Here is a 23,325-nt window from a genome sequence, read left to right as displayed (position 1 = left end):
ACGGTCCGCATCCCGCCGAGTACGCTCCGTGTGCCATGCGACGCTTCACGGTCCCCGGGCCCGGCTCCGGCCCCTCGCCCGACCGCTCCCGGCCTCCGGGAAGGCCGGGCAATCTCCCCGCGGAACTGAACCGTTTCGTCGGCCGCGACGACGAACTGGCCGAGCTCGCGGCGCGGCTGGGACCGGACCGGCTGGTCACCGTCACCGGGCTGGGCGGCGTGGGGAAGTCACGGCTCGCCGCCCATGCCGGCGCGATCTTGCAGGATCGCTTCTGCGATGGGGTGTGGCTGGTCGAACTGGCCTCGCTGCACGATCCGCACCTCCTGGACCACACCGTCGCCGAGGCGCTGGCACTGGCCGACCACAGCACCCGCCCGCCGCGCTCCGCGCTCTGCGACCACCTCGCCGACCGCGAGCTGCTGCTCGTCCTGGACGGCTTCGAGCACCTGGTCGACGCCTGCGCCGAGCTGATCACGGCACTGCTGCGGCGGGCGCCCGGACTGCGGGTGCTGGCCGCCGGCCGGCGCCCGCTCGGGGTTCCCGGCGAGCAGGTCCTGCCGCTGCCGCCGATGAAGGCCGCCGACGCCGCGGCGCTGTTCGCCGACCGCGCCGCGGGCGTCGTCGCGGGCTTCGGCGCCGGCCTTGGCGACGAGGACGCGGTGGACGAGCTCTGCCGGCGCCTGGACGGCATTCCGCTCGCGCTGGAGCTGGCCGCCGGGCGGCTGCGCGCGCTCTCCGTCGAGCAGGTGCTGCACCGCCTCGACGACCGCTTCCGGCTGCTGACCGGCACCACCCGCGGCGCCCCGCCCCGCCACCAGACGCTGCGCTGCGCGATCGGCTGGAGCCACGAGCTGTGCACGCCGCGGGAGCGGCTGCTGTGGGCGCGGCTGTCGGTCTTCGCCGGGCAGTTCGACCTGGAGGCGGCCGAGTACGTCTGCTCGGGGCCGGAGCTGCCGGCCGAGGAACTCCTGGACGTCGTAGGGGAGTTGGTGGCCCAGTCGGTCCTCGCACGGGAGGAGAACGGGGCCGGGGTCCGCTACCGGATGCTGGACACCGTACGGGCCTACGGCGCGGACTGGCTGGCCGCGACGGGGGACGGCGAGCGGCTGCGGCGCCGGCACCGCGACTGGTACCTGGGCCTGGCGACCTGGTGCGAGCTGGACTGGTTCAGCTCGCGGCAGGCCGAGATCGCGGCCCGGATCGAGGCCGAGCTGCCCAATCTGCGGATCGCGCTGGAGCACAGCCTGGAGAGCGCCTCCGACACCCACCTGGGCCAGTACCTGGCGGGCACCCTGTGGTTCTACTGGGTGGGCTGCGGGCGGCTCGCGGAGGGGCGGCACTGGCTGGACCGGGCGCTGGAACTGGAGGGCGGCCACGACGAGGCGCGGCTGAAGGCGCTGTGGGTGACCGGCTACGTCGCGGTGCTCCAGGGCGACACCGTCGGCGCGCTGGGGGCGCTGCAGGAGTGCCGCGAGGAGGCCGAGCGGACCGGCAACGCCACCGCGGCCGCCTACGCGCTGCACCGCACCGGCTGTCTGGCACTGGTCTGCGACGACATGCTGCGCGCCGAGGAGCTGCTGCGCGGCGCGCTGGCGCGCTACCGCGAGATCGGCGAGCTCAACAGCAACGTGCTGATGGGGCAGGTCGAGCTGGCGATGGCGGTGGCCTTCCAGGGCGAGCTGGCGGACGCGGTTCGGCTGTGCCAGGACGTGCTGGAGGTGTGCGAGGACCACGGCGAGCGCTGGACCCGGGCGTACGCGCTGTTCGTCCTGGCGTACGCGGCCTGGTCGGACGGGGAGGCCGGGCGGGCGCGGACGCTGCTGGAGGAGTGCCTGGGCATCCACCACGCCTTCCGCGATCTGCTGGGCGCGGTGCTGGCGATCGAACTGATGGCGCTGGTGGTGGCCGGTGAGGGGGAGGCGGAGGAGGCAGCCGTGCTGCAGGGGGCCGCGGAGCGGATCTGGCCCTCGGTGGGGCTGCCGCTGTTCGGCTCGCGCTACTTCAGCCGCCCGCACGCCCTGTGCGAGCAGCAGGCACGCCGGCTGCTGGGCGACGGGCGCTACGAGCGTGCCGTACGGGCGGGCGCCCGGCTCGACCTGGACGCGGCGGCGGCCAGGATCCTGCCGGCCCGCGGCCCGGTGCCCGGACCGCGGCGGGCGGTGCGGATCGGGTCGCCGGCCACGAACGAGCCCGCCGCCTCCCCCTCCGCGAGCGGCGGGGAGACGGCGGGCTGAAGCGGTACTGCGCCGTGCGGTGGTGCTTAGCGGGCGTAGTACTCGACGACGAGCTGCTCGTCGCAGATCACCGGGATCTCCTTGCGGTTGGGGTCCCGGTCGAGGCGGAACGCCAGCGCCTGCAGGTTGACCTCCAGGTAGCGGGGGGTCTCGCCGTCGGGGGCGTAGCCACCCTCACGCGCGACCTGGAAGGGGTGCTTCTCGCGGCTGCGCTCGCGGACCATCACGACGTCGCCGGGGCGGACGCGGAAGGACGGCTTGTCGACCTTGCGGTCGTTCACCGAGATGTGGCCGTGAACGACCATCTGGCGGGCCTGGTAGATCGTGCGGGCGATGCCCGAACGCAGGACGAGCGCGTCCAGACGGCGCTCAAGCTCGATGATCAGCGCTTCGCCGGTCTTGCCTTCGACCTTCCGAGCGCGGTCGTAGGCGCGCGCCATCTGGCGCTCGCTGATGTCGTACTGCGCGCGCAGACGCTGCTTCTCCAGCAGACGGACCTTGTAGTCACTGGTCTGCTTGCGGCCGCGGCCGTGCTCGCCGGGCGGGTAGGGACGGGCCTCGAAGTACTTGACGGCCTTGGGCGTCAGCGCGATGCCGAGCGCGCGCGACTTCTTGACCTTGGGACGCGACTGGTTCACGTGGAACGGACCTCCGTGTAAGTTAGGTGAGGCTTACCTTAGCAGCGCGAGGAGAACGCATGTTTCGACCGGGGATCCCCCTGCCCGATGCTGGTCAGAGCACCGAGTCGGGTCAGCCGCGTCCCGTGGAAGACGCCCAGCAGCCCACTGCCGCCGAGCGCGTACGAACCCTCGTCGAATCCCATGGTATGGCGTCCCTGAGCATCCCCGGCGTCGAGGATCCCGACGAGACCGGCCTCTCGGCGCCGGTCAGCCGGACCGTGACACCCGACGGGGACGTGCTGTTGCTGGTTCCCGGGGACTCCGCGGCGGCCCGGGCGGCCGCCCACGCCCAGGACGACGAGCTGACCGCCGTGATGGAGATCACCGATGTGGCGCCGGTCTCGGTGCCCCATCGCATCCGCGGCCGGGCCTGGGTGGCCGGCTGGCTGACGCCGGTACGCACTGGTCAGCGGGGTGAGGCGGCGATGCTGCTCGCGGAGCGGCATCCGGTCGGCGAGCTGCTCGGCATCGGTGAGGCGCTGCGGCCGGACCCGGCACCGGGCCCGGCCGGGCGGACCGCCTGGATGATGCTGCGCCTGGAGGTCGGCGAGGGCGCGGTGGACGACCTGTGGGGCGCCGAGCCCTTCGAGCCGGACGACTTCGCCGCCGCGGCCCCCGACCCGCTGGTCGCGCACGAGGCGGAGCTGCTCCAGCACCTGCACGCGGCACACAGCGCACAGGTCCGCGGGCTGTGCGCCCTGCTGGGCGACCGGGAGCAGCTCTGCGGGCTGCGCGACCGCGCCGTGCCGGTGGGCCTGGACCGCTTCGGCCTCCGGGTCCGCTTCACCGACGCCGAGCAGCGCTCCTTCGACGCCCGCTTCGACTTCCCCGAGCCCGTACGGGACGTGGCGGAGCTGCGCCGGGCGATGCACCAGCTCTTCGAGGCGGCGGGCGACTAGGGGCGGCTACTCGGCCGTGCCCTCGCCGGTGACGCCGCGCAGGCGGGCGCGCACCCGCTCGGCCACGTCGGCGTAGCGCGCCTCGGCGCCGTGCCGGGTGGGCTCGTAATAGCGCGTGCCGTGCAACTCGTCCGGTGCGTACTGCTGGGCGGCGATACCGCCCGGGAGGTCGTGCGGGTACTGGTAGCCCTGGCCGTGGCCCAGCTTCTGGGCGCCCTTGTAGTGGCCGTCGCGCAGATGGAGCGGCACCGGACCGGCCTTGCCCGCCCGCACGTCGGCCAGCGCGGCGTCGATCGCGGTGTAGGCGGCATTGGACTTGGGCGCCAGGGCCAGCGCGATGGTGGCCTGGCTGAGCGTGATCCGGGCCTCCGGGAAGCCGATCATGGCCACCGCCTGGGCCGCGGCGACCGCGGTCTGCAGGGCCGTGGGGTCCGCCAGGCCGATGTCCTCGCTCGCCGAGATCATCAGCCGGCGGGCGATGAACCTCGGGTCCTCCCCCGCCTCGATCATGCGCGCCAGATAGTGCAGCGCCGCGTCGACGTCCGAGCCCCGGATGGACTTGATCAGCGCGCTGGCGACGTCGTAGTGCTGGTCGCCGTCCCGGTCGTACTTCACCGCCGCCCGGTCGACGGAGTCCTCCAGCGTCCGGAGGGTGATCTCCTTCTCCCCCTTGGCCAGCGCGGAACCGGCGCCCGCCTCCAGGGCCGTCAGCGCCCGCCGGGCGTCGCCGCCCGCGATGCGCAGCAGGTGGCCCTCGGTGTCCTCGGGAAGGGTGACGGCGCCCGCCAGTCCGCGCGCGTCGGTCAGCGCGCGCCGCAGCAGCCCGCGCAGATCGTCGTCCGTGAGCGGCTCCAGCGTCAGCAGCAGGGAGCGGGAGAGCAGCGGGGAGATCACCGAGAAGTACGGGTTCTCGGTCGTCGCGGCGATCAGGGTGACCCAGCGGTTCTCGACGGCCGGCAGCAGGGAGTCCTGCTGAGCCTTGCTGAAGCGGTGGATCTCGTCGAGGAAGAGGACGGTCTCCTTGCCGAAGCCGCCGGAGGCCCGGCGGGCGCCGTCGATGACCGCCCGGACCTCCTTGACCCCGGCGGTGATCGCGGAGAGCTCCACGAAGCGCTTGTTCGTCGCCTGGCTGACGACGTACGCCAGGGTCGTCTTGCCGATGCCGGGCGGCCCCCACAGGAACACCGAGGACGGCCCCGCCGGGCCCCCGGCGCCCTCTCCGACCAGGCGGCGCAGCGGCGAGCCCGGCTTGAGCAGATGCTGCTGACCCACGACCTCGTCGAGGGTGCGCGGGCGCATCCGCACGGCGAGCGGGGACCCCGCGGGGTCCTTCTCCTGGCGGTCTTCGGCGGCGGCGGTGAACAGATCGGGCTCCACGATCACGAGCCTAAGCCACCCCACTGACAACGCCCCGGCCTCCGTCGGGAGGGGCCGGGGCGCAGGGGCACTTCACGCCAGGTCGCCGGGGCGGTCGGGGCTCCGGAGCGGTGCTTTCCGGGCCGCCCGCGCAGCGAGGCGTCGTCCTACAGGAGGCTGCTCCAGTACGACCACCAGCGGGTCAGGATCAGCAGCGCGATCACGCCGTACCAGAGCACCGGCACGACCCAGTGGAACTCCACCACCGTCCGGCGCAGCCCCTCGGGGGCCGGGATGATGCCGTGCTTGAGGTTGTGCGCGGTGGTGTACCAGAACATCAGGATCGTGACGCACCAGGTCAGCGTGCACCAGAGGCACAGCGCGTTGATCTCGTAAAGCGACTGCGTCATCAGCCACATGCAGAAGGCCGCGGCGAGGCCGGTGCCCACGTTCAGCCCGATCCAGTACCAGCGGCGGAAGCGGGCGCCGGCGAGCAGCGCCATGCCGATCGCGACGACCACGCCGAAGCCGATCAGCCCGGCCATCGGGTTCGGGAAGCCGAAGACCTCCGCCTGCTTGCTCTGCATGACGCTGCCGCAGGAGATGATCGGGCTGAGGCTGCAGGCCGGCTTGAAGTTGGGGTCCTTCAGCAGCTCGAACTTGTCCAGCGTGATGACCCAGGCCGCCAGGACGCCGAGCGCGCCGGTGATCACCAGGAGGAGCGCGAGGCCGCGGCCCGAGCCGATGGTGCCCGCGCCGCTCGCGTGATCGTCGTCGAGGGACACGTCGTCAACCGCTGTCGTCGTCATGTGGCCGTTCCGTCGGTCGGTGGGAAGAGGGGCCTGGCAGGCCCGCGACACCCGCGGGCGCGGCCTTCATTGTGCCCCAACTCCCCGACGGCCCACCGTTCGCTGCGCATAAAGAGACGGCCGCTGAACGGGATGATTCCCGGTACGGCGGGTTGACGGCGCCACCGGTGGTGGCGCCGCCGGCCGGCCTCAGCCCAGCCTGCGCCGGACCTCGTCGAGCACCGCGTCCAGCGCGACCGCGCCCTGCTCGCCGCTCTCCAGGTCCTTCAGCTGGACCACGCCCTCGGCCAGGTCCCGCTCGCCCGCCACCAGCGCCAGCCGCGCGCCGGAGCGGTTGGCGGACTTCATGGCGTTCTTCAGGCCCTTGCCGCCGAACGCGAAGTCGGTCGCGAGACCGGCCCGGCGCAACTCGGTGACCTTGCCGAACAGCACCCGGCGGGCCTCGTCGCCGAGCGGCACCGCGTACACCGCGGTGGCCGACGGGATGTCGAGCGTGACGCCCTCGGCCTCCAGCGCCAGGACCGTGCGGTCGACGCCCAGTGCCCAGCCGACGGACGGCAGCTCGGGCCCGCCGATCATCTCCGAGAGGCCGTCGTAGCGGCCGCCGCCGCCCACCGCGGACTGCGAGCCCAGCCCGTCGTGGACGAACTCGAAGGTGGTGCGGGTGTAGTAGTCCAGGCCGCGCACCAGCTTCTCGTCGTCCTCGAACGCCACGCCCGCCGCGGTCAGCAGCTCGCGCACCTGCTCGTGGTACGCCTTGCACTCCTCGCAGAGGTAGTCGCGCAGCATCGGCGCACCGGTCAGCTGCTTCTGGACCGCGTCGCGCTTGTCGTCCAGGACGCGCAGCGGGTTGATGTCGACCCGGCGCCGGGTGTCGTCGTCCAGGTCGAGCCCGCGCAGGAAGTCCTGCAGCGCGGCGCGGTAGACGGGGCGGCACTCCTTGTCGCCCAGGGAGTTCAGCAGGATGCGGAAGTCGCGCAGCCCCAGCGTGCGGTACGCCTGGTCGGCCAGGATGATCAGCTCGGCGTCCAGCGCCGGGTCCTCGGCCCCGATGGCCTCGGCGCCGACCTGCGAGAAGTGGCGGTAGCGGCCCTTCTGCGGACGCTCGTAGCGGTAGTACGAGCCGGAGTACCACAGCTTGACCGGGAGGTTGCCGGCCTTGTGGAGGTTGGCCTCCAGCGCGGCGCGCAGCACGGACGCGGTGCCCTCGGGCCGCAGCGCGAGCCGGTCGCCGCCCTTGGTCTCGAAGGCGTACATCTCCTTGGTCACGATGTCGGTGGACTCACCGACACCGCGCGCGAACAGCTCGACGTTCTCGAAGCCGGGCGTCTCGATGTATCCGTACCCGGAGTTCTTCAGCGGCGCGGCGATCGCCTCGCGCACCGCGAGATAGGTGGCCGACTGCGGCGGAATCAGGTCGTACGTGCCCTTGGGGGCCTTGAAGGTGCTCACGGAAGTTCTCGTCACATTCCTCGTCGTGGAGCGGCGGTGAAGCCGTCTCCGCGGCCGGCGGCCACTTCCCGGAGGAAGGGGTTGGTGGCGCGCTCGCGGCCGATGGTGGTCTGGGGGCCGTGGCCGGAGAGGACCACGGTCGAGTCCTCCAGCGGCAGGCACACGCGCGCCAGCGACTTGAGGATCTCGGCGTGGTCGCCGCCCGGCAGGTCGGTGCGTCCGATGGAGCCGGCGAACAGCAGGTCGCCCGAGAAGAACACCGGCGGAATGTCCGCCTGCTCGGGCATCCCGAACGTCACCGACCCCTTGGTATGGCCCGGTGCGTGCGCGACGGAGAACTCCATCCCGGCGAGTTCGAGGACGGCACCGTCGGTCAGCTCCTTGACGTCGTCCGGCTCCCCCACCGTCAGCTCGCCCATGAGCTGCTGACCGATGGAGCGGCCCAGGGCCCGCTCCGGGTCGCTCATCATGAAGCGGTCCTCGGGGTGGATCCAGGCCGGGACGTCGTGCGCGCCGCACACGGGGACGACCGAGGCGACATGGTCGATGTGGCCGTGGGTGAGGACGACCGCGACGGGCTTGAGCCGATGCTTGCGCACCGCGTCCTCGACGCCTTGGGCCGCCTGGTGGCCCGGGTCGATGATGACGCACTCCTCACCGGCGGCGGGGGCGACCAAGTAGCAGTTGGTCCCCCAGGCCCCGGCGGGGAACCCGGCAATCAGCACGTTCGTCCTTAAAGGTCGGTGTGGAGGGCGGACCGCAGGGCCGCTCCCCGGAGATCTCGGCAGCTCCAGAGCCTACCGGCGGGACTCCCGACAGGGCGAACCCGTATACGGTACGGCCACGGCGCACCACAGCGATCAGTGATCGGACAAGGAGACGACCGGTGGTCAGCAAGGATCAGCGGCGGCGGCAGCTCGCCCGGGAGAAGTTCGAGCGTCAGCAGGAACGGCGGTCGGTGGCCCAGCGCAAGGCCAGGCGCCGCAATGTGATCGTCGCGTCCGCCGTGGCCGTGGCCCTGGCCGCCGGCGTCGCCGCCTACGCCTCGGCCGGACTCACCGGCGGCGACGAGGCGGCGTCCGACCAGGCGGCGGCCCCGCCCGCGCCGAAGAACCCGTGCGGTACGCCGGCCAAGGGCGCGCCGTCGAAGAAGACCTGGAAGAAGGAACCGGCCATGTCGGTCGACACCTCGGCGTCCTACGCCGCGAAGCTGTCGACGACGTGCGGCACCATCGAGCTGAAGCTGGACCCGGGCAAGGCTCCGCACACGGTCAACTCCTTCGCCTTCCTGGCCGCCCAGGGCTACTTCGACCACAGCAAGTGCCACCGCCTGGTCGACGCCGGCATCCACGTCCTCCAGTGCGGCGACCCGACGGCCACCGGCAGCGGCACCCCCGGCTACCGGCTCCCGGACGAGAACCTCAAGGACCCGCGCCTCAAGGGCGATGTCTATCCGGCGGGCACGGTCGCGATGGCCAACAGCTACGACGGCAAGGACGAGAAGACCCGCAACTCCGGCGGCAGCCAGTTCTTCCTCGTCTTCCAGGACAGCCAGCTGCCCCCCAACTACACGCCGTTCGGCACCATCACCGGCGGTATGGACGTGCTGCGCAAGATCGCCGACGCCGGTGCGACGTCCCCCGACCCGCAGACCGGCAACACCGCGCCGCACGCGAACGTCGTGATCGACAAGGCGGCCGTCACCAAGTCCTGACCGGCCGGGTGAGGCGCGGGCGGCCCCTGGTCGCCCGCGCGCGAACCGCGGAAATCCGGTCGCGCTGGATGCGGACAGCCGACCGCCGGTCGCCTAGATTGGCGTTGTGTAGGGTGCCTGCTCCGACGGCTGCCACCCTCACCCGCAAGACAGCCCGTCGGACCGGCCAGGGCGCGGCCCTGCCGGACAGAAACTGTGGACGATGCCGGGGGGCCACGCGCCCCCGTCGGCATCATGTGGAGGAGGCGCTGTGAGCAGCGACCCGTGGGGCCGCGTCGATGAGACGGGGACCGTGTACGTGCGTACCGCCGATGGCGAGAAGGTCGTCGGATCGTGGCAGGCGGGCACTCCTGAGGAGGCCCTCGCCTACTTCGAGCGCAAGTATGAGGGCCTGGTCGTCGAGATCGGCCTCCTCGAGCGCCGGGTCAAGACCACCGACCTGTCGGCGAAGGACGCGAACACCGCGATCGACCACCTGCGCCAGCAGGTCGACGAGCACCACGCGGTCGGCGATCTGGACGCGCTCAGGAAGCGGCTGGACAAGCTCGTCGAGGCGGTCGAGTCGCGCCGCGAGGAGCGCAAGGCCGAGAAGGCCAAGCAGAGCGACGAGGCCCGGCACGCCAAGGAGAAGCTGGTCGTCGAGGCCGAGGAGCTGGCGGTCAGCGAGCAGTGGCGGGCGGCCGGTGAGCGGCTGCGCGCGCTGGTCGACATCTGGAAGGGCCTGCCGCGGCTCGACCGCAAGGCGGACGACGAGCTGTGGCACCGCTTCTCGCACGCCCGCTCGGCCTTCTCCAAGCGGCGCAAGGCGCACTTCGCGTCGCTGGACGCCCAGCGCGAGCAGTCCCGCCTGGCCAAGGAGAAGCTGGTAGCCGAGGCCGAGGCGCTGTCGCAGTCGACGGACTGGGGCGCCACCGCCGCCCGCTACCGCGAGCTGATGACGGAGTGGAAGGCCGCGGGCCGCGCCCAGCGCGAGCACGAGGACGACCTGTGGAACCGCTTCCGCGGCGCCCAGGACATCTTCTTCCAGGCCCGCGGGGAGGTCTTCGCCGAGCGCGACGCCGAGCAGCGGGAGAACCTGACCCGCAAGGAGGAGCTGGCGGTCGAGGCCGAGAAGCTGCTCCCGGTCTCGGACCTGAAGACCGCGCGCGCCGCGTTCCGCTCGATCAACGAGCGGTGGGAGGCCATCGGCCACGTCCCGCGCGACGCCCGCCCCAAGATCGAGGGCCGGATGCACGCCGTCGAGCGCGCCATCCAGGAGGCCGAGGAAGCCGAGTGGCGCCGTACGAACCCTGAGGCGCGGGCCCGCGCCGCGGGGCTGACCGGCCAGCTCCAGGACGCCGTCGACAAGCTGGAGAAGCAGATCGGCGCGGCCCGGGCGGCCGGCAACGACGCCAAGGCCGACAAGCTCGGGCGCGAGCTGGAGGGCCGCAAGGCACTGCTGGACCAGGCGCTGAAGGGCCTGGAGGAGTTCGGCGGCTGATGCGGCCGAGAGGTGAGGGCCCCGGTACCCAGGTACCGGGGCCCTTTCCCGTGCGCGCTACGGCCTGCGGGCCGAGGTCACCCGGTAGACGTCGTAGACGCCCTCCACGCTCCGCACGGCCTTCAGGACGTGGCCCAGGTGCTTGGGGTCGCCCATCTCGAAGGTGAAGCGGGAGGTGGCGACGCGGTCCCGGGAGGTCTGCACGGCCGCCGAGAGGATGTTGACGTGCTGGTCGGACAGGATCCGGGTGACGTCCGACAGGAGCCGGGAGCGGTCCAGCGCCTCCACCTGGATGGCGACCAGGAAGACCGACGACTGGGTGGGTGCCCACTCGACGTCGAGGATCCGCTCCGGCTGCCGGGACAGCGAATCGACGTTGACGCAGTCGGCGCGGTGCACCGAGACGCCGTTGCCGCGGGTGACGAAGCCGATGATGGGGTCGCCCGGCACCGGCGTACAGCAGCGGGCCAGCTTGACCCAGACGTCGTCGACGCCCTTGACGACCACGCCGGGGTCGGCGCTGGAACGGCGCTTGGAACGCGGCCGGATCGGGGTCGACTCGGCGATGTCCTCGGTGGCCTCGTCCTGGCCGCCGAGCGCCTGCACCAGCTTCTGCACGACGCCCTGCGCGGCGACGTGGCCCTCGCCGATGGCGGCGTAGAGCGAGGAGATGTCCGGGTAGCGCATCTCGTGCGCCAGGGTCACCAGGGAGTCGCCGGTCAGGATCCGCTGGATCGGCAGGTTCTGCTTGCGCATGGCGCGCGCGATGGCGTCCTTGCCCTGCTCGATCGCCTCGTCGCGGCGCTCCTTGGAGAACCAGCCGCGGATCTTGTTGCGGGCGCGCGGGGACTTGACGAAGCCGAGCCAGTCGCGGGACGGTCCGGCACCCGTCGCCTTGGAGGTGAAGACCTCCACCAGGTCGCCGTTGTCCAGGGTCGATTCGAGCGGTACGAGGCGCCCGTTGACCCGGGCCCCTATCGTGCGGTGGCCGACCTCGGTGTGCACCGCGTAGGCGAAGTCGACGGGCGTGGCGCCGGCCGGCAGCGCTATCACGTCGCCCTTCGGCGTGAAGACGAAGACCTCGTTGCGCGACAGGTCGAAGCGCAGCGACTCCAGGAACTCGCCCGGGTCCTCGGTCTCCTTCTGCCAGTCGAGCAACTGCCGCAGCCAGGCCATGTCGTTGACGGTGTCCTGGCCCTTGCCGGCGTTCTTCGGCACGTCCGTACGCACCTTGGACGCGCCGGCCACCGCCTCCTGCTTGTACTTCCAGTGGGCGGCGATGCCGTACTCGGCGCGGCGGTGCATGTCGAACGTGCGGATCTGCAGCTCGACCGGCTTGCCGCTGGGTCCGATGACCGTCGTGTGCAACGACTGGTACATGTTGAACTTCGGCATCGCGATGTAGTCCTTGAACCGGCCGGGGACCGGGTTCCACCGCGCGTGGATGGTGCCGAGGGCGGCGTAGCAGTCGCGGACCGTGTCGACCAGGACGCGGATGCCCACCAGGTCGTAGATCTCCGCGAAGTCGCGGCCGCGGACGATCATCTTCTGGTAGACGCTGTAGTAGTGCTTCGGGCGGCCGGTGACGGTGGCCTTGATGCGCGCGGCGCGCAGGTCGGCCTGGACCTCGTCGGTCACTATCGCCAGGTACTCGTCCCGCTTCGGCGCCCGCTCGGCCACCAGACGCACGATCTCGTCGTACATCTTGGGGTAGAGGATCGCGAAGGCGAGGTCCTCCAGCTCCCACTTGATGGTGTTCATGCCCAGGCGGTGGGCGAGCGGGGCGTAGATCTCCAGCGTCTCGCGGGCCTTCTTCTCCTGCTTCTCCCGCTTGAGATAGCGCATGGTGCGCATGTTGTGCAGCCGGTCGGCGAGCTTGATGACCAGGACGCGCGGGTCCTTCGCCATCGCCACGACCATCTTGCGCACCGTCTCGGCCTGCGCGGCCTCACCGAACTTGACGCGGTCGAGCTTGGTGACGCCGTCGACCAGCAGCGCGACCTGGTCGCCGAAGTCGTTCCGCAGGGTGTCCAGGCCGTATTCGGTGTCCTCGACGGTGTCGTGCAGCAGGCCGGCCATCAGCGTCGCCGGGTCCATGCCCAGCTCGGCGAGGATCGTCGTCACGGCGAGCGGATGGGTGATGTACGGGTCGCCGCTCTTGCGCTTCTGGCCGCGGTGCCAGCGCTCGGCGACCTGGTAGGCGCGCTCGATCTGCCGCAGCGTGGCGGTCTCGATCTTGGGGTCGTTGCCGCGGACGGCGCGCAGCAGCGGCTCCAGGACCGGGTTGTACGGGCTGGAGCGCTGGACGCCGAGCCGGGCCAGGCGGGCCCGGACCCGGTTGGGCGACCCGGAGCGGCCGGCGGGGGCGGGCGTCGACGGCTTCGGAGCGGGGGGCTGGTCGGCCTTGGCGGGCGGCTTGGGCGCGCCGGCCGGTGCGGATCCGGCCCGGGACGAGGAGCCAGCGGGCCGCTCGGCGGGGGCCTGCGCGGCGGCGGGCCGGCCGGCCGGCGGCCGGGCCCCGTCGGGCGCACCGTGCCGCTCGGACTGGGGCGCGTCCGGGGAAGCCGCGGTACCGGGCTTCGTCTCGTCCGGGCGCGCGGCATCGGATCCCGCCGGACGCAGTCCGGGGGAGAGCGGCTGGGCCTCGTCTGGCAAGAGCACTCCTCAAGCGGTTCCGGACCCCAGGACCTCGAACGGGTCGGGGTGCCATGGTATCGAGCCCTGGGCCGCGCCCGCCGCGCGGCCATGGGTCGGTACATGACACAGCACTCAGGGGCACCCGAAATGTTCCGGATGCCCCTGTGCGGTGGGTGTCGCGCCTGCCCTGGCGGGCGCGGTCAGATCGTGATCAGCGCCTCCAGCGGAGCGCCCTTCAGCCCCGGCTCCAGGCGCTGCCGGCCGGCCAGGAAACCCAGCTCCAGCAGCACCGCGACGGCCGCGACCTCGGCACCGGCGCGCCGGATGAGCTGCAGCGAGGCATCGGCGGTACCGCCGGTGGCCAGGACGTCGTCGATCACCAGCACCCGGTCGCCCGGGGCCAGCGCATCGGCGTGGATCTCGATCTCGGCGGTGCCGTACTCCAGCTCGTACGCCTGGCAGAGCGTGGTGCCGGGCAGCTTGCCGGCCTTGCGTACGGGGATGAAGCCGACGCCGGCGCGGATCGCGGCGGGAGCGGCCAGTATGAAGCCGCGCGCCTCCAGACCCACGACCTTGTCCACGCGGTGGCGGTCGCACAGCTCGGCGAACGCGTCGGTGAGCGCGCCGAACGCCGCCGGATCGGCCAGCAGCGGGGTGATGTCCTTGAACATCACCCCGGGCTGGGGATAGTCCGGCACATCGGTGATCTTGCTCAGCAGCAGCTCGCGCAGGGCGGCGGGGGCGGTCATCGGCGCTTGCCCGACGGGCGACCGCGTCCGCGGTTGCGGGAGGCGGGCTGGTGGCGCGGGCCGACGACCGCGGCGGCGCCGTCGTCGTCCCCGGCCTCGACCGCGCCGGACACCTCGTCCGGTGCGTCCTCCTGGCCCGCGCCCTTGGCCGCGGCCGCGGCACGCTTCGCCAGGACCCGCTTGGCCAGCGCCTTCATCTGCGGCTCGCGGTTCTTCAGATCGGCGACCAGCGGGGTCGCGATGAAGATCGAGGAGTACGCACCGGCGGCGAGACCGACGAACAGGGCCAGCGAGATGTCGTTGAGCATGCCCGCGCCCAGCACGCCGCCGCCGACGAACAGCAGACCGGCGACCGGGAGCAGCGCCACGACCGTGGTGTTGATCGAACGCACCAGGGTGCCGTTGATCGAACGGTTGGCGATCTCGCCGTACGTGAAGCGGTTCTGCTTGGTGATGTCCTTGGAGGCTTCCTTGAGGCTGTCGAAGACGACGACCGTGTCGTAGAGGGAGTAACCGAGGATCGTCAGCAGACCGATGACCGTGCCGGGGGTGACCTCGAAGCCGACCAGGGCGTAGACGCCGACCGTGATCGTGAGGTCGTGGATCAGCGCGATCAGGGCGGCGAGGGCCATCCGCCACTCGAAGGCGATGGCCAGGTAGAGCACCACGAGGATCATGAAGATCCCCAGGCCCAGCCACGCCTTGTTGGCGATCTCCTCGCCCCAACTCGGGCCGACCAGCTGGGTGTTGACGTCCTTGACCGGGACGTTCAGGTCCTTGGCGAGCTCTTCCTGGACCGGCAGCGACTGCTTGGTGTCCAGACCGCTGATCTGGATGCGCAGCCCGCCGCTGCCGAGCTTCTGGACCACGGCCTGGTGGCCGGAGGCCGCGGACTCGGCCTCGTGCTGCGCCTGGGAGGCGGAGACGCTGGTCTTGGGAGTGGTGAAGACCGCGCCGCCGGAGAACTCGATGCCGAAGTTCAGACCCCGCACCGCCAGGCCGACGATGGCCGTGATGGTGATGAGGATCGAGATGCCGTACCAGATCTTCCGCTTGCCGATGAAGTCGTAGCCGACCTCACCGCGGTAGAGCCGGGCGCCGATGTTTCCGAGCTTGGACATCTCACGCCTCCTTCGTCTGGGTGGGGGCGGAGCGACGGCGGCGCAGCGGCGGCTTGGCGCCCAGGCGCTTGGGGTCGAGCCCGGACCACGGGTGTCCGTTGGCGAAGAACTTCCGCCGGGCCAGCATCGTCATCAGCGGCTTGGTGAAGAAGAACACCACCACGACGTCCAGCACGGTGGTCAGGCCCAGTGTGAAGGCGAAGCCCTTCACCTTGCCGACGGTGACGATGAACAGCACCGCGGCGGCCAGGAACGACACGAAGTCGGAGACCAGGATCGTACGGCGGGCCCGCGGCCAGCCCCGCTCGACGGCGGGACGCAGCGTGCGGCCCTCGCGGATCTCGTCCCGGATGCGTTCGAAGTAGACGATGAACGAGTCGGCGGTGATGCCGATGGCGACGATGGCGCCGCAGACCGCCGGGAGGTTCAGCGCGAACCCGATGGCCGGGCCCAGCAACGTCATGATCGCGTACGTCAGGATCGCCGAGACACCGAGGCTCGCCAGCGCGACCAGCGCCAGCCCCCGGTAGTAGGCGACGAGGTAGATGATGACCAGGGCCAGGCCGATGGCGCCGGCCAGCAGACCGGCGTGCAGCTGCTCGCCGCCGAGCGCCGCGGTGACCGAGGTCTCGTCGACGATCTTGAACGAGAGCGGCAGGGCGCCGTAGGACAGCATGTTGCCCAGGTCCTCGGCGGACTGCTGGGTGAAGCCGCCGGAGATGGTGGCGTTGCCGCCGTTCAGCCGCTCGCTGACCCGCGGGTCGGAGACCACCGCGCCGTCGAGGACGATCGCGAACTGGTTCTGCGGCTGCGTCTTGGTGGCGAGCTTGCCGGTGACGTCCGCGAACTTCTTGCCTCCGTCGGAGGTGAAGTCCATCTGGACGATCCAGCCCTGGCCCTGCTGGCTGTCGAAGACGGCCTTGGCGTCCTTGACGTCGGTGCCCTCGACGCCGACCGGGCCCAGCACGTACTTCTGCGAGCCGTCGTCCTTGCAGGCCACGACCGGGGAGGACGGGTTGGCCGCGGCGGCCTTCTCGCCGGCGACCGCGAGGGCCTTCTTGGAGGAGCAGTCCAGCTCGTTCAGCTGCTTCTGGAGGGCCGGCGGGATCTGGTCACCACCGGGAGCCGGCGGGACCGCGGGCGTGGTGGGCTTGGCCGAGCCGGACGGGGTGGGCTTCCCCGACGGGGCCTTCTTCAGGGCGTCCGTGACGGCACGGCCCTGCGTCGTGGGCTTCGCGCCGGGGGTCGGCGACGAGGAGGCGTGCTGCTGGGTGCCCTTGGCCTGGTCGCCGCCCTTGCCCTTGCCGTTCGTGCCCTTGGAGGGGCTGGGCTTGGGCGCGGGGGGCTTGGTGCCGGCGGTGGTGGTCAGCACCGGCCGGAATCCGAGCTGGGCGGTGGTACCGACCTGCTGACGGGCCTGCTTGGCGTCCGTACCCCGGGGGATGTTCACCACGATGTGGTCGGTGCCCTGGGTCTGCACCTCGGCTTCGGACACGCCCAGACCGTTGACCCGCCGCTCCATGATCCCGGAGGCGGTCTTCATGTTGGTCTCGTTGATCGCGTTGGGCTTGCCCGGCATGTTCTCGGCCTGGAGCGTGAAGCTCGTGCCGCCGGCCAGGTCGATGCCCAGCCGCGGCGTCAGCGTGCCGGCGTAGAACATGCCTCCGATCAGCCCGGCCATCACGATCAGGACCAGGATCAGGGTGCGGCCCGGATGTCCCTGGCCCGTGGGCGCCCTGCGGCCCTTCTTCGGTGCTGCCACCTTCTCGTTTCTCCCTGTCCAACCCCTCGGCCCGGTGTGTCGGCCGAGCGGCCACGAAGTCTTGTGGGGACCTGCCCCCGCCGGAGCCTAGACCGTCCCGGAACCGCGGCGCACGACGCTTCGCGCTCCGCGGTTCCGTGGGAGGGACTACTTCGCGTCGTCGCCGCCGGCCTTCTTGTCCTCCTTGGCGGCGTCGGCGTCGGCCTTGACGCTGTCCTCGGCGCCCTTGTCGGCCGCGGGCTGCTCGGTGGCGGGCTCGGCGTCGGCCGGGGTGGCGGCCTTGCCGAGGTCGATCTTGTCGGCCTTGTCACCCGTCTCGGCGACGGTGTCGCCGGTCAGCGACGAGGCGTCGTCCGGGACGACCGGCTCGTCGGTGTGGATCGGGTCGGCACCGTCCAGGATGCGGTTGTACTCCTCGTCCGCGAGCACCGCGCCGATGGCGTTCTTGGCGTAGATGGCGTGCACGCCGGGGGCGACCTCCAGGAGGACGGTGTCCTCGTGGATTTCCTTGACGGTGGCGTACATGCCACCGATGGTCCGGACGCCGGTGCCGGCCTGCATCTCGTTGCGCATCTGCTGGGCCGCCTGCTGCTTCTTCTTGGCGGACCGCGTCATCAGGAACATGGCCCCGATGAGGACGATGAAGGGGAGAAGAGTCACGATACTCACGGGACGGAAATCCTTCGCACGACCGCTGCTGGGCGGTCTCTTATAGCGGGGGTGGGTATGCCGGCCGTCACGGTCGGCATCGGCGGAGTCTAAGCGAGTCCCCACCAGTGGAACAACGCCCAGCATCGCACCGCAGTTCCTGGCCGGGCGAGTCTCCGCGCCGTCACGGGCCGAACAAGCCCTGCTGTCCGCTTCCTCCCGGTTGGTGCTGCGGGGGAACGAGCCCCAGATGAGCCCAGGCCGCGGGGGTCGCGATCCTGCCCCGGGGGGTCCTGGCGAGCAGCCCTTCCCGTACGAGGAACGGCTCGGCGACCTCCTCGACCGTCTCGCGCTCCTCCCCCACCGCGACCGCGAGGGTGGACAGGCCCACCGGGCCGCCGCCGAAGAGCTTGAGCAGCGCCGTGAGCACCGCGCGGTCGAGCCGGTCCAGACCGCGGGCGTCGACCTCGTAGACCCCGAGGGCCTGCGAGGCGATCTCCCGGGTGATCAAGCCGTCCGCCTTGACCTGGGCGTAGTCGCGGACCCGGCGCAGCAGGCGGTTGGCGATACGGGGCGTGCCGCGGGAGCGGCCGGCGATCTCGGCGGCGCCGTCCGCGTCTATCTCGACGTCCAGCAGCCCGGCCGAGCGGTGGATGACCCGCTCCAGCTCGGCGGGGGCGTAGAACTCCATGTGGGCGGTGAAGCCGAAGCGGTCACGCAGCGGAGGGGGCAGCAGACCGGCCCGGGTCGTGGCGCCGACCAGGGTGAACGGCGGGAGTTCGAGGGGGATGGCGGTGGCGCCGGGGCCCTTGCCGACGATGACGTCGACGCGGAAGTCCTCCATCGCCATGTAGAGCATCTCCTCGGCGGGCCGGGACATCCGGTGGATCTCGTCGAGGAAGAGGACCTCGCCCTCCTGGAGGGAGGAGAGGATCGCCGCGAGGTCGCCGGCGTGCTGGATGGCCGGGCCGGAGGTGATCCGGATCGGGGCGCCCATCTCGGCGGCGATGATCATGGAGAGGGTGGTCTTGCCGAGGCCGGGCGCGCCGGACAGCAGGACGTGGTCGGCGGTGGCGCCGCGGGCGCGGGCGGCGCGCAGCACCAGGTCGAGCTGTTCGCGCACCCGCTCCTGGCCCACGAACTCGGCGAGGTCCTTGGGCCGCAGCGCGGCCTCGACGGCGGTGTCCTCGCCGTCCGCGTCGGGCCCGACCAGCCGGTCGGCGCCGGCCGGGGCGTCCTCGGTGGACGGTGCGGTGTCGTCCCAGTTCACTGCGGATTGCCTCGCGGGGTCGGGGCGGCCGGGCCGCCTGCGTGGTCGTACGGTGGCGGGCCCGGGGCCCGGGTGACGGCGGTCATCGTGCGCGGTTGAGGGTCTGCAGGGCGGCCTTGAGCAGCTGCGGGACCTGCGGCGCACCGCCGTCGGCGAGCGCCGCCTCGGCCTGCGGGGCGACCGCGGCGACCGCCTCGTCGGCCTCGCGGCTGGCGTAGCCGAGCCCGATCAGGGCGGCCTGCAGCTGATCGCGCCAGCCGGCCGCGGCGGCGCCGGCGGCTGCCGTGCGACCGGTGCCCAGCGGCTCGCCGAGCCGGTCCTTCAGCTCCAGCAGCAGCTTCTGCGCGCCCTTCTTGCCGATGCCCGGCACGGCCGTGAGCGCCTTCTCGTCGCCGGTGGAGACCGCCAGCCGCAGCGCGTCGGGCGAATGCACCGCGAGCATGGCCTGGGCGAGCCGGGGGCCGACGCCGCTGGCGGTCTGCAGCAGCTCGAAGGTCTGCCGCTCGTCGTCGTCGGCGAAGCCGTAGAGCGTGAGCGAGTCCTCGCGGACCACGAGGGAGGTGGCGAGTTTGGCCTGCTGTCCGAGGCGCAGCCCGGAGAGGGTGTTCGGGGTGCACTGGACGGCCATCCCGATGCCGCCCACCTCGACGACGGCGGTATCGGGGGCCAGGGCCGCGACCGGGCCGGAGACGAAGGCGATCATCGGGTGCCCTTCAGCGTGCGGACGGGAGCGGAGGAGCGGCGGGCGGCGGCCTGCGCCTGCTGGAGGCGGTTGACCGCGGGGGCGCGCCAGATGTGGCAGATGGCGAGGGCCAGGGCGTCGGCGGCGTCGGCCGGCTTGGGCGGCGCGTCGAGCCGCAGCAGCCGCGTCACCATCGCGCCGACCTGGGCCTTGTCAGCCCGGCCCGAGCCGGTCACGGCCGCCTTGACCTCGCTGGGGGTGTGCAGAGCGACCGGCAGTCCGCGGCGGGCGGCGCACAGCATGGCGACCGCGCTGGCCTGGGCGGTGCCCATGACCGTACGGACGTTGTGCTGGCTGAACACCCGCTCCACGGCGACGAATTCGGGGCGGTGGCTCTCCAGCCACTCCTCGATACCGCGCTCTATGAGGACCAGTCGGTCGGCGATGTCCGCGTCCGCCGGGGTCCGGACCACGCCGACGCCGGCCATCTTCAGCGGGCGGCCGGCGACCCCCTCCACCACGCCGATCCCGCACCGGGTCAACCCCGGGTCCACGCCCAGCACCTTCACGGCGCCCTCCCCTCACCGACTTCGGTCACCTGTTCCTGTGCCGGGGGCCGAAACCCCCTGACCAGCACAGTATCGGCTGGCACTGACAACGCGGACGGGCCGACGGGGTGTGTTCCCGTCGGCCCGTCCGCGTCAGCCGTGGTGAGGGCGCGTCAGGCGTCGACCTTGGCCATCACGTCGTCCGAGACGTCGAAGTTGGCGAAGACGTTCTGCACGTCGTCGCTGTCCTCCAGTGCGTCGATCAGCTTGAAGATCTTGCGCGCGCCCTCTTCCTCCAGCTCGACCTGCATGGTCGGGACGAAGTTGGCGTCGGCGGAGTCGTAGTCGATACCGGCCTCCTGCAGGGCGGTACGGACCGCCACCAGGTCGGTGGCCTCGCTGAGCACCTCGAAGGACTCACCGAGGTCGTTGACCTCTTCGGCGCCGGCGTCCAGCACCGCACCCAGCACATCGTCCTCGGACAGCTCACCCTTGGGGACGATCACCACGCCCTTGCGGTTGAACAGGTACGACACCGAGCCCGGGTCGGCCATCGAACCGCCGTTGCGGGTCATGGCGACGCGGACGTCCGAGGCGGCACGGTTGCGGTTGTCGGTGAGGCACTCGATGAGCACCGCGACACCGTTGGGGCCGTAACCCTCGTACATGATGGTCTCGTAGTCGGCGCCGCCGGCCTCCAGGCCCGCGCCGCGCTTGACCGCGGAGTCGATGTTCTTGTTGGGCACCGAGCTCTTCTTGGCCTTCTGGATGGCGTCGAAGAGGGTCGGGTTGCCGTCGGGGTCGGCGCCGCCCGTGCGGGCCGCGACCTCGATGTTCTTGATCAGCTTCGCGAAGAGCTTGCCGCGCTTGGCATCGATCACGGCCTTCTTGTGCTTCGTCGTAGCCCATTTAGAGTGGCCGGACATCCGCCTGTCTCCTTCGCGTAACCCATTTCTGAAACCAACGCCCTCGATCCTACCGGGGCTGGATCACCCGCTGTCACTCAGCTGACGCACGCACCATGTCGACGAACAGGGCGTGCACCCGGTGGTCACCCGTGAGTTCCGGGTGGAAGGACGTAGCGAGGACGTTACCCTGCCGCACGGCCACGGTGTGCCCGTCGTAGGTCGCCAGGACCTCGACCGCGCCGCCGACGGACTCCACCCAGGGCGCCCGGATGAAGACGCCCTCGACCGGTCCGCCGGAGACACCGGCCACGTCGATGGCCGCCTCGAACGACTCGTTCTGCCGCCCGAAGGCGTTACGGCGCACGATCATGTCGATGCCGCCGAGCGTCTCCTGGTCCTCGCGGGCGTCCAGCAGCTTGTCCGCGACCATGATCATGCCGGCGCAGGTGCCGTAGACCGGGCGGCCCGCGCGGACGAAGGAGCGCAGCGGCTCCAGCATGCCGAAGACGACCGCCAGCTTGGACATCGTGGTGGACTCGCCGCCCGGGATGACCAGGCCGTCGATCTCGGCCAGTTCCTCGGGGCGGCGCACCGGCCGCGCCTGGGCACCGGCGTCCGCGAGCGCCTTGACGTGCTCGCGGACGTCGCCCTGGAGGGCCAGCACACCGATGGTGGGGGTGCTCATCTGGTTCCTTACGTCCTTACCAGCCGCGGTTGGCGTAGCGCTCGGCCTCGGGGAGGGTGTCGCAGTTGATGCCGACCATGGCCTCGCCCAGGTTGCGGGAGACGTCCGCGATGACCTTCGGGTCGTCGTAGAAGGTGGTGGCCTTGACGATCGCGGCGGCGCGCTTGGCCGGGTCACCGGACTTGAAGATGCCGGAGCCGACGAACACGCCCTCGGCGCCGAGCTGACGCATCAGCGCGGCGTCGGCCGGGGTGGCGACACCACCGGCGGAGAACAGCACGACCGGCAGCTTGCCGAGCTCGGCGACCTCCTTGACCAGCTCGAAGGGGGCGCGCAGCTCCTTGGCGGCGGCGTACAGCTCGTTGTTGTCGCAGCCGCGCAGCTTGGCGATCTCGCCCTTGATCTGACGCAGGTGGCGGACCGCCTCGACGACGTTGCCGGTGCCGGCCTCGCCCTTGGAGCGGATCATCGCGGCACCCTCGGCGATCCGGCGCAGCGCCTCGCCCAGGTTGGTGGCACCACAGACGAAGGGGGTGGTGAAGGCCCACTTGTCGGAGTGGTTGACCTCGTCGGCCGGGGTGAGGACCTCGGACTCGTCGATGTAGTCGACACCGAGGGACTGCAGGACCTGGGCCTCGACGAAGTGGCCGATGCGGGACTTGGCCATGACCGGGATGGAGACGGCGTCGATGATGCCGTCGATCATGTCGGGGTCCGACATACGGGCCACGCCGCCGTCCTTGCGGATGTCGGCGGGGACCCGCTCCAGGGCCATGACGGCGACGGCGCCCGCGTCCTCGGCGATCTTCGCCTCTTCCGGCGTGACGACGTCCATGATCACGCCGCCCTTGAGCTGCTCGGCCATTCCGCGCTTGACGCGCGCGGTTCCGGTCTCGGGGTTCTGGGGCGTGGTGGGCGTGCTGGACACGGTTAGACCTCACTCAGTGCGGGTGGTTATGCGTGCGGACCACACAACCGTTTGCGAGCGACCGGAGAAAAGGGCCAATTCAAGGCCGGTGGATCGTCGGGCCCGGGTCGCCGTACCCGGCACCCGCCCGCGGCACATCCGGCGCCCGGGTCAGTTGCCCGCCGAGCGGTCGTCCAGGACGGCCGGGGGCTCGTCGTCCATCTCGAAGGCCAGCGGGAACGGTGCGTGCCCGGCGAGCCGGAAGTATCGCACCACCCGGTGGCGGCGCACCGCGCGGGCCGCCCGTACGGCGTCGTTGTGGAAACGCCGGGCCATCGGGACGCGACGGACCGCGGCCGTGAGCTCGGTGACCGTCTGCTCGCCACCCGGGGCCTCCCGTACGGCCTCCAGCTGCGCCTCCTCGGCGAAGATGGCCCGCAGCGCCTGGGTCAGCGCGCTCTCGGCGACCTCCCGCTGGTCCTCCTCGGCCTGCCGGGCCTCGTGCGCGGCCTGGTAGAGCACGATCGACGCGGCCGGGTCCAGGACACCGGACGTGCCCACCTCCTGCGCGACGGACGCACGCCGCAGCAGCTGGGCGTCGAGGGCCGCCCGGGCCGCGTCGATGCGCGCGTGCAGACGGTCGAGACGGCCGGCGGTCCAGCTGAGGTAGATGCCGATGAGGACGATCGCGGCGGCGATCCAGATGAACGTGGTCACGGCGGGTCACGTTACCGGTCCGCTGCGCTTGGGCGGATTCCCACGTTGTCGGCCGTCCCGCCGTGGG

Annotated in this window: 22 protein-coding genes; 4 read left to right on the top strand and 18 right to left on the bottom strand. The window is 71.7% G+C overall.

What is annotated here, in order from left to right; all coding sequences use genetic code 11:
* The first annotated feature begins 35 nt into the window (after nucleotides 1–35).
* A complete protein-coding gene (locus tag SL103_RS12015) occupies nucleotides 36–2,234 on the top strand; it encodes an ATP-binding protein (RefSeq protein WP_069573631.1) in 2,199 nt (732 codons plus the stop codon).
* Between the two features lie 26 nt (nucleotides 2,235–2,260).
* On the opposite strand, the gene rpsD is transcribed toward SL103_RS12015, so the two are convergent.
* Both rpsD and SL103_RS37775 read right to left on the bottom strand, forming a co-directional pair.
* The gene (gene rpsD, locus SL103_RS12010) at nucleotides 2,261–2,872 is read right to left on the bottom strand and encodes a 30S ribosomal protein S4 (RefSeq protein ID WP_045867327.1); all 612 of its coding nucleotides are present in this window, start codon (nucleotides 2,870–2,872) and stop codon (nucleotides 2,261–2,263) included.
* A 38-nt stretch (nucleotides 2,873–2,910) separates the two neighbouring features.
* Nucleotides 2,911–3,057 carry a hypothetical protein gene (locus SL103_RS37775; protein WP_164492788.1) on the bottom strand — a complete coding sequence of 49 codons (147 nt, stop codon included), beginning with the start codon at nucleotides 3,055–3,057 and terminating at the stop codon, nucleotides 2,911–2,913.
* Between the two features lie 3 nt (nucleotides 3,058–3,060).
* On the opposite strand from SL103_RS37775, the gene SL103_RS12005 reads away from it, so the two are divergent.
* On the top strand, nucleotides 3,061–3,813 hold the full coding sequence (locus tag SL103_RS12005) for a DUF2470 domain-containing protein (RefSeq protein ID WP_069568844.1): 753 nt from the start codon (nucleotides 3,061–3,063) through the stop codon (nucleotides 3,811–3,813).
* Between the two features lie 6 nt (nucleotides 3,814–3,819).
* Here SL103_RS12005 and SL103_RS12000 read toward each other — a convergent pair whose 3' ends face one another.
* The 4 genes from SL103_RS12000 to SL103_RS11985 form a co-directional block, all read right to left on the bottom strand.
* Complete coding sequence (locus SL103_RS12000; protein WP_069573630.1) at nucleotides 3,820–5,190, bottom strand: replication-associated recombination protein A; 1,371 nt, start codon at nucleotides 5,188–5,190, stop codon at nucleotides 3,820–3,822.
* A 146-nt stretch (nucleotides 5,191–5,336) separates the two neighbouring features.
* Nucleotides 5,337–5,978 (bottom strand): vitamin K epoxide reductase family protein, encoded by a 642-nt coding sequence (locus tag SL103_RS11995; protein WP_069568843.1) that lies wholly within the window; start codon nucleotides 5,976–5,978, stop codon nucleotides 5,337–5,339.
* A gap of 189 nt (nucleotides 5,979–6,167) precedes the next feature.
* Nucleotides 6,168–7,430, bottom strand: coding sequence for a histidine--tRNA ligase (hisS, locus tag SL103_RS11990; RefSeq protein ID WP_069568842.1), 1,263 nt, complete (start codon nucleotides 7,428–7,430; stop codon nucleotides 6,168–6,170).
* Nucleotides 7,431–7,441: 11 nt separating this feature from the next.
* Nucleotides 7,442–8,155 (bottom strand): MBL fold metallo-hydrolase, encoded by a 714-nt coding sequence (locus SL103_RS11985; protein ID WP_069568841.1) that lies wholly within the window; start codon nucleotides 8,153–8,155, stop codon nucleotides 7,442–7,444.
* Between the two features lie 161 nt (nucleotides 8,156–8,316).
* Between SL103_RS11985 and SL103_RS11980 the strand changes: the two genes are divergently transcribed.
* Nucleotides 8,317–9,144 (top strand): peptidylprolyl isomerase, encoded by an 828-nt coding sequence (locus SL103_RS11980; protein ID WP_069568840.1) that lies wholly within the window; start codon nucleotides 8,317–8,319, stop codon nucleotides 9,142–9,144.
* A gap of 250 nt (nucleotides 9,145–9,394) precedes the next feature.
* Nucleotides 9,395–10,624 (top strand): DUF349 domain-containing protein, encoded by a 1,230-nt coding sequence (locus SL103_RS11975; protein ID WP_069568839.1) that lies wholly within the window; start codon nucleotides 9,395–9,397, stop codon nucleotides 10,622–10,624.
* A 57-nt stretch (nucleotides 10,625–10,681) separates the two neighbouring features.
* Here the strand turns inward: SL103_RS11975 and SL103_RS11970 are convergent, their stop codons facing one another.
* From SL103_RS11970 to SL103_RS11915, 12 genes are all read right to left on the bottom strand, one after another.
* Nucleotides 10,682–13,279 carry a RelA/SpoT family protein gene (locus tag SL103_RS11970; RefSeq protein ID WP_208869848.1) on the bottom strand — a complete coding sequence of 866 codons (2,598 nt, stop codon included), beginning with the start codon at nucleotides 13,277–13,279 and terminating at the stop codon, nucleotides 10,682–10,684.
* Between the two features lie 182 nt (nucleotides 13,280–13,461).
* Complete coding sequence (locus tag SL103_RS11965) at nucleotides 13,462–14,010, bottom strand: adenine phosphoribosyltransferase (RefSeq protein ID WP_069568838.1); 549 nt, start codon at nucleotides 14,008–14,010, stop codon at nucleotides 13,462–13,464.
* The gene (gene secF, locus SL103_RS11960; protein ID WP_069568837.1) at nucleotides 14,007–15,131 is read right to left on the bottom strand and encodes a protein translocase subunit SecF; all 1,125 of its coding nucleotides are present in this window, start codon (nucleotides 15,129–15,131) and stop codon (nucleotides 14,007–14,009) included. The genes SL103_RS11965 and secF overlap by 4 nt, the downstream gene beginning before the upstream one ends.
* 1 nt (nucleotide 15,132) lies before the next feature.
* Nucleotides 15,133–16,893 carry a protein translocase subunit SecD gene (gene secD, locus SL103_RS11955; protein ID WP_069568836.1) on the bottom strand — a complete coding sequence of 587 codons (1,761 nt, stop codon included), beginning with the start codon at nucleotides 16,891–16,893 and terminating at the stop codon, nucleotides 15,133–15,135.
* 147 nt (nucleotides 16,894–17,040) lie between these two features.
* Entirely contained in the window at nucleotides 17,041–17,562 is a 522-nt protein-coding gene (gene yajC / locus SL103_RS11950; protein ID WP_069568835.1) for a preprotein translocase subunit YajC, read from the bottom strand.
* A gap of 163 nt (nucleotides 17,563–17,725) precedes the next feature.
* The gene (gene ruvB, locus SL103_RS11945; RefSeq protein WP_069568834.1) at nucleotides 17,726–18,811 is read right to left on the bottom strand and encodes a Holliday junction branch migration DNA helicase RuvB; all 1,086 of its coding nucleotides are present in this window, start codon (nucleotides 18,809–18,811) and stop codon (nucleotides 17,726–17,728) included.
* 82 nt (nucleotides 18,812–18,893) lie between these two features.
* Nucleotides 18,894–19,514, bottom strand: a complete 621-nt coding sequence (ruvA, locus tag SL103_RS11940) for a Holliday junction branch migration protein RuvA (protein ID WP_069568833.1) — start codon at nucleotides 19,512–19,514, stop codon at nucleotides 18,894–18,896.
* Entirely contained in the window at nucleotides 19,511–20,062 is a 552-nt protein-coding gene (gene ruvC, locus SL103_RS11935; RefSeq protein ID WP_069568832.1) for a crossover junction endodeoxyribonuclease RuvC, read from the bottom strand. The genes ruvA and ruvC overlap by 4 nt, the downstream gene beginning before the upstream one ends.
* A gap of 152 nt (nucleotides 20,063–20,214) precedes the next feature.
* A complete protein-coding gene (locus SL103_RS11930) occupies nucleotides 20,215–20,967 on the bottom strand; it encodes a YebC/PmpR family DNA-binding transcriptional regulator (protein ID WP_033267821.1) in 753 nt (250 codons plus the stop codon).
* A gap of 73 nt (nucleotides 20,968–21,040) precedes the next feature.
* Nucleotides 21,041–21,634: a pyridoxal 5'-phosphate synthase glutaminase subunit PdxT gene (gene pdxT / locus SL103_RS11925; RefSeq protein ID WP_069568831.1), complete on the bottom strand. Its 594-nt coding sequence runs from the start codon at nucleotides 21,632–21,634 to the stop codon at nucleotides 21,041–21,043.
* 16 nt (nucleotides 21,635–21,650) lie between these two features.
* Nucleotides 21,651–22,562, bottom strand: a complete 912-nt coding sequence (pdxS, locus tag SL103_RS11920) for a pyridoxal 5'-phosphate synthase lyase subunit PdxS (protein WP_030067142.1) — start codon at nucleotides 22,560–22,562, stop codon at nucleotides 21,651–21,653.
* Nucleotides 22,563–22,712: 150 nt separating this feature from the next.
* Nucleotides 22,713–23,258, bottom strand: coding sequence for a hypothetical protein (locus SL103_RS11915; RefSeq protein ID WP_069568830.1), 546 nt, complete (start codon nucleotides 23,256–23,258; stop codon nucleotides 22,713–22,715).
* Between the last annotated feature and the right edge of the window lie 67 nt (nucleotides 23,259–23,325).

Source organism: Streptomyces lydicus (genome assembly GCF_001729485.1).
In the GTDB taxonomy this organism is placed as follows: Bacteria; Actinomycetota; Actinomycetes; order Streptomycetales; family Streptomycetaceae; genus Streptomyces; species Streptomyces lydicus_D.
The sequence above is the reverse complement of the archived record's forward strand: the minus strand, read 5'-3'. Positions and strand labels throughout refer to the sequence as shown.